The organism is Bradyrhizobium sp. JR4.1 (assembly GCF_040548605.1).
Lineage (GTDB): Bacteria > Pseudomonadota > Alphaproteobacteria > Rhizobiales > Xanthobacteraceae > Bradyrhizobium > Bradyrhizobium canariense.
In genome coordinates, this window is sequence record NZ_JBEPRY010000064.1 from 1 (window position 1) to 5,334 (window position 5,334).

Here is a 5,334-nt window from a genome sequence, read left to right on the forward strand (position 1 = left end):
GCTCTCGTGCATTCTTGGCATGGCAGGCCCTTTGCTTGCTCCGCTGTCGCGGTCAACCCCCGAAGCCCACAGGGGCGCGGCACGCGCGGGGTTGATGGCGACAGCGCGAGCCGTCTCGCCGGAACACAGCAGATCGCTGACCAGCGGCCTCAAACTGGATCGACTTTTGGAGTAAACGATTTTGAAACCCCTCGACAACCCGTTCGGCACGAGGTTGTCACCCATGTCTTAGGTACGACCTGTTACCTATGTCTCCGGTCTGGACATGTCGGGGGTTCGAGTCCCTAGAGGGACCCCAGGATTATGATTCCTGCGCACGCCTATCTGGTGCGCTCATCGCCTCCCCTTTGATTGTGCCCCTCTGCATCAAGGTCCTGCTTCGCGTTTCGGCGCCGGCTACTGGCCAGCTCCGAAAGCTCCTTCTTCAGCACCTCCCAGCGAGTTTCGACAGCCGGCATATCGTTTACAAATTGCCGTATCTCGCGGGCTAGCGCATGATCAGCTGCCACTCCAGAGCGCTGCAGCTCGGCGGCATAATCAAGATATCGCCGCCGGATCACATCCTGACGTGACTTGATCTGTTCGTCCCAAGGGTGTTTGGCGCTCCTTCCGCCCTTCACTTCCGAAAGCACCTCGTTGGGGGCACGCCGATCAACATCGGGCGTGATCTTTCTCTTGCGCATAGCGAGGACCGCCCCGCGCGCGGCCTTTCGAACTCGTCCGCGGGTTCGCCGCGGCGTTGCCTCCGCCGCGATCCCGCGAAGCCGAAGTTCGCCAGTAAAACGTTCTCGCCAGGCCTGAAGGTCCGCCTTACGGGGATTAAGGCGCTTTCCGTCATGGCCGAGGGATCGAACGGTCAAGTGCACGTGAGGATGCTTGTCATCGAGGTGCTGGACGAAGACGTAGTCATGATTATAGCCAAACGTTTCGATGGCAAATGCCCGGGCTGAATCCTTGACGGCGATGGCGTCGGTACCAGCCGGCATCGACCCAATAATATTCACCGAAAGCGATCCGTCGCGGCGACGCTTATGGTCTAGACGGGCATCATCCACCCACCGTTGCTGCAGGTCTTTCAATCCGGAACGACCTGCCATGGCCGCGCCCTGCTCTGTTTCGCCATCCAGCTCACCGTTGCGGGTGATGTAGGCAAGGTGCGACTTGAGATGCGCGGGCCCCCAATCGCCGCTGGGGCCGCTCTATTTGCACTCGCTGAGCGATGGCCGCAGGTTGTTGTGCCAAAGCTTCGAACCTGACGCCCTTCCGCATGCGCGCGGATTGACCAAGGGAAAGAGGGCCGTCTGAGGCGGCCTTCCGTTGACGAGGGCGAGCACCACCGCCCGATGAGTTAGCGAGGACTTGGGCGTAGCCTCGCGGTCGTAATCTCGGCAAATCAAACAGGTGGACCACCATAGGTCCCGACTCCTGCCTGACCAGTTCAGACCTGAATCGCAGAGTGCGCGCCCCGGAATTTACCGATCGATGCGACTTGGATGCTGGTTCATGCCCACTCTCCGAAGAAGAAGAAGAAGAAGAAGAAGAAGAAGAAGAAGAAGAAGAAGAAGAAGAAGAAAGAGAGTGGCTTCCCGTTATTGCGACCGACTATCAAAAGATAGAAAACTACGACACCCAAAAATTCGTAAGGGGTCAACGGTGACATCGGCTGACGCCAAGTTGCGTCGATCTCAAGTGAACGTGCAGCCGAGCCGTTGCGAGGTGCGCTGCGGGTCAAAACGCGAAGAGCAGAGCGCGAGCAGGTCTAGTCGGCCATTCTTACTGAACAGGCAGTCAGCGAAAGATGTAGCTACATCGCCAACGGGCCCGGTGCATCGCCGCCCACGACGACGTATCGGCGCTGCCGTGCACGAGCAACCAACGGGGCGAATCCGTGAAGACGGCGGCGGCCGCTTGCCGCTCGATTCCGCCCCCCAATCAACAACATCCGAAACACATCGTGACTGAAGTAATTGCATACGCAGCAATTTGACGGCGGCCGGGGCTTGCTTCAGTTCGTTCCGTATCCGGAACGAACTGAAGGAAAGTCGCTGGCGTTGCAGATTTACAACCCGCACAGCGGACCGAAATACTAAGCTCGGCCATTGAGACAACCGAAACATATTCCATTCTTAGTTCAATATGGTCAGCGGGGGCGAACGATGTTTGATGTCTATCGCAATGACAAGCGCGGCTTGCTCGTTCTAAGTACAGGCTCTGCCGTACCTACGCTTTGCTCTGCACATACCTGGCGAAAGAGCAGAAAACGAGTTCTCAAGGTTAGCAACGAAATCAAGTCAGCCGTTCAGGCACAAGGCTATTACATCCGCAGCCTGCGGGCCACTAAGGAACGAATGATCTAGGTCAAGTAGCTCGGCGGCCGGTGTTCCCCATTTGCAAATCTCTATGACACGGCAGAAGCCAGTCCGCCATTATCGCGCTTCGTCAACTGTCGACACCCGCGCATCGGTGATAGCGAACTTATTTTCGCCATCTGGACGAAATTAGCGCTAAAATCTCCGACACCGGGGCTGGCCCGATATTGTACTTGTCCATTTTGACCCGGCTTTTTGACCACGCGCGGGCCGCCGCGAGTTTTCCTCGCTGCGGCCTTCGTGCTTTTCCACTGCGTGGACCGGGGCCTCGCTTAGAAGTTTCAGATAACCTGCCGACGGTTCGCAGTGATCGCTCACGATTCCGTAGCTCACCCTCACGTCCTGCCAAGCTGCTGAAGTCCTCCACGGCGGAAATGTACGTCCGTCCGCCGTCCCCCTTGCTGGGTTGAACCAACTCACAGACGCACACCTCCCGCTGCAAAATGCAGTCGCGAACTTGCCAGGGAATAGTGAGGACGAGACGACCGTCGAGCTGGCGTTCGGTGACAGCCGCCAGCGCCACATCGAGTTGACTATCCCCTTCACTCGGCCAGTTCGCATGCCCCGCGTTAACCCTGTCTTTGATCTTCTCCCATAGCAGCGCTTCCCGGTTCACCTCTGCCACTAAGCGGCCTTATTGGACCTTTGCAATCGTTCTTGATTTCTGGAGCTCATTTCTAAGAGGATTTGAGTGAGGTTTCTCGTTCGGAGAGCGTGAAATCAGATGAGGGTGGCTCTCTTCCTAGTTGGCCTCGGTACACTCGCCGTGATGGAGCTCGAGGCGCCGCCGCGCATCACAGAGCCTGCGAACGAGCCGCCGGCTCTGGCAACCGTCGGATTACGTCCCTCACACGATACACTGACCAAGGCAGACCGGCTCGAAATTCCGCCATTCGAAGCGCCACCGCAGCCACTTTCCTCGCGCGAACTAAAGAATCCGTCGGACCACATTCCGATCGTTGCACGAGCACATTCGAAGATCATCGAGCAGGAGGGTAACGCAAGCGGAAAATCCGCGATCATGCTGCCCAGACCTCGGCCCCGGCACGGAATTTCCAAGGCAAGCGCGGGCGCCAGTCGCGCCAAACCGGTCGCGGAGGCGAAGCCGTGCCTGTCAGGTGCCTTCGATGGCGTCTTGAAAGCATTGAACCTGCAGACGCGATGCCAGACCTAGCGCACGGATACCTCTGCGTTGGAACGACAGCCGACCCGCGGCTCCCGCCGCATGTGTCAGGGCAAATACGCCGTGCCGAGGAAATCCGACCGCCTCGCCCCGACGAGCATGGATCCGTTGTCGCCGCGCGGAAGTGGTTGTCCGCGGAATCCATCACGCTCGTTTTTGGAGTGGCAATCGGCCTGGCTTTCGTCGCGAGTTTCGTCCTGGTTCGCGATGCTCAGTTGAAGGGGAGCTCGATCGACAGGGCGGCTGCCAAGGCGCTGGTCGAGCGAATTATCATAGCCGAGTCCAACGGTGACCCGAATGCAAGGAACAAGCGGTCGAGCGCCACTGGCGCCGCCCAGTTTCTCGATGATACGTGGCTCGAAGCCGTTCGAAGGCACCGACGCGATCTGATCAAGGGCCGCAGCGACAAGGAAGTCTTGGACTTGCGCGGAGATGCTGAGCTTACGCGCGAGGTTGCCGCACGGCTGGTCGAGCAACATGCCGCGATGCTGACCAAGCGCGGTCTGCCGGCCACGCCCGGTTCTCTCTACCTCGCCCATTTCGCGGGACCGGCGGGAGCCGTGGCGCTATTTTCCGGCGCAGAAACTGCAGATGCTGCTTCAGTATGGCCGCCGCTGACATGACGGGTCGAACCACACGCGAAAAGCTGGTCAACGCGAACGCGTTCCTCAAGGCGATGACCGTCGGCGATATTAAGAGCTGGGCCGATCGCAAAATGGCAGTAGTCACTCGGCCCGGCCGTTAGCGGCTCAGATAATTACGCGATTTTGGGGTCGCGAAGCTCTCGGCTGGAAGCCAGCTCGGTAGCCGATCCATAGCGTTCAGGACGGCGCTCCTCCTGGCGTCGAACCTTGCGCGCAACAGAGCGGGAGCGCCTCCGGCGCCGGCGCGGCTGCGGCTGCACCCTACCGGCACCGTGCCAACACGCCGGCATGTCGCATGCAGCTGGTCGACGCCAAACAGGGGAACCCATCGGGCAGCGCCCCCGCTGAGCTCCGTTGCTACGGCGACCGAAGAACCCTTGCCGCATCCCAGTGTAAACGAGTCCGAAAGTCATGTAAGGCGCCGACGCAACTTTGGATCTCCTTCGATCGAGATAAGGAGCGGTCAGCAGCAACTGGAAGATGGCCCGAGCAGCCATGTATTGCGCTGCGGGCCGGCTTCTCTCGCTCCCGACTAACAGAACGTTTCCGCATGGACCTGAAACAGACCACCGCCCGCCGCGGCCGCGCCGGTGGATCCAAAGATCAAACAGGGCAAAATCGCCGGCAGGCATGGCGTGAGCACCATGGAGATAAGCACCTGGAATTAGACAGCATACATTACAAATCCGACACACCAACTTTCGGCTATTGTCAGAGTTCGAGCCCGGGTCGAAAATAGTTGAAGCTTAAAACATAGTCTGTACTCTAAGATCTTCGCTACCGATCTCTGCTGTTTCACGGAAAGCGTGAACTGAATGTCACCAATCCCGACTGACAAGATCGCGCTCTTCATCGATGGAGCCAATCTCTACGCGACGGCGAAAACTCTGGGCTTCGACATCGATTACAAGCGTCTGCTGAAGGAGTTTCAGAGCCGCGGGACGCTACTTAGAGCGTTCTACTACACCGCGATCATCGAGGATCAGGAATACTCCTCGATCCGGCCGCTGATCGACTGGCTCGACTACAACGGCTACACCGTGGTCACCAAGGCGACCAAGGAGTTCATCGACGCCTCCGGCCGCCGCAAGGTCAAGGGCAACATGGACATCGAGCTCGCCGTGAACGCCATGGAGCT

Annotated in this window: 7 protein-coding genes; 4 read left to right on the plus strand and 3 right to left on the minus strand. The window is 58.8% G+C overall.

Annotated elements, in window-relative coordinates:
- Window positions 1–225 (minus strand): hypothetical protein (locus ABIB90_RS41365; protein WP_354202955.1); only part of this gene is annotated, 225 nt, incomplete at its 3' end.
- A 95-nt stretch (window positions 226–320) separates the two neighbouring features.
- Window positions 321–1,097, minus strand: coding sequence for a relaxase/mobilization nuclease domain-containing protein (locus ABIB90_RS41370; protein WP_354202956.1), 777 nt, complete (start codon window positions 1,095–1,097; stop codon window positions 321–323).
- Window positions 1,098–1,456: 359 nt separating this feature from the next.
- Between ABIB90_RS41370 and ABIB90_RS41375 the strand changes: the two genes are divergently transcribed.
- The 3 genes from ABIB90_RS41375 to ABIB90_RS41385 all read left to right on the plus strand — a co-directional run bounded on the left by ABIB90_RS41375 (window position 1,457) and on the right by ABIB90_RS41385 (window position 3,543).
- Entirely contained in the window at window positions 1,457–1,657 is a 201-nt protein-coding gene (locus ABIB90_RS41375) for a hypothetical protein (RefSeq protein WP_354202957.1), read from the plus strand.
- A 499-nt stretch (window positions 1,658–2,156) separates the two neighbouring features.
- Window positions 2,157–2,357 carry a hypothetical protein gene (locus tag ABIB90_RS41380; RefSeq protein WP_219685685.1) on the plus strand — a complete coding sequence of 67 codons (201 nt, stop codon included), beginning with the start codon at window positions 2,157–2,159 and terminating at the stop codon, window positions 2,355–2,357.
- Between the two features lie 781 nt (window positions 2,358–3,138).
- Window positions 3,139–3,543 (plus strand): hypothetical protein, encoded by a 405-nt coding sequence (locus ABIB90_RS41385; protein ID WP_354202958.1) that lies wholly within the window; start codon window positions 3,139–3,141, stop codon window positions 3,541–3,543.
- Between the two features lie 56 nt (window positions 3,544–3,599).
- On the opposite strand, the gene ABIB90_RS41390 is transcribed toward ABIB90_RS41385, so the two are convergent.
- Window positions 3,600–4,031, minus strand: a complete 432-nt coding sequence (locus ABIB90_RS41390; RefSeq protein WP_354202959.1) for a hypothetical protein — start codon at window positions 4,029–4,031, stop codon at window positions 3,600–3,602.
- A 980-nt stretch (window positions 4,032–5,011) separates the two neighbouring features.
- On the opposite strand from ABIB90_RS41390, the gene ABIB90_RS41395 reads away from it, so the two are divergent.
- Window positions 5,012–5,334 (plus strand): LabA-like NYN domain-containing protein (locus tag ABIB90_RS41395; protein WP_354202960.1); only part of this gene is annotated, 323 nt, incomplete at its 3' end.

What these genes read in the sequence shown, in the direction of transcription:
- ABIB90_RS41370 (WP_354202956.1), bottom strand. Translation starts at nt 1,097, where the DNA reads ATGGCAGGTCGTTCCGGATTGAAAGACCTGCAGCAACGGTGGGTGGAT.
- ABIB90_RS41380 (WP_219685685.1), top strand. Translation starts at nt 2,157, where the DNA reads ATGTTTGATGTCTATCGCAATGACAAGCGCGGCTTGCTCGTTCTAAGT.
- ABIB90_RS41385 (WP_354202958.1), top strand. Translation starts at nt 3,139, where the DNA reads ATGGAGCTCGAGGCGCCGCCGCGCATCACAGAGCCTGCGAACGAGCCG.
- ABIB90_RS41390 (WP_354202959.1), bottom strand. Translation starts at nt 4,031, where the DNA reads ATGTTGCTCGACCAGCCGTGCGGCAACCTCGCGCGTAAGCTCAGCATC.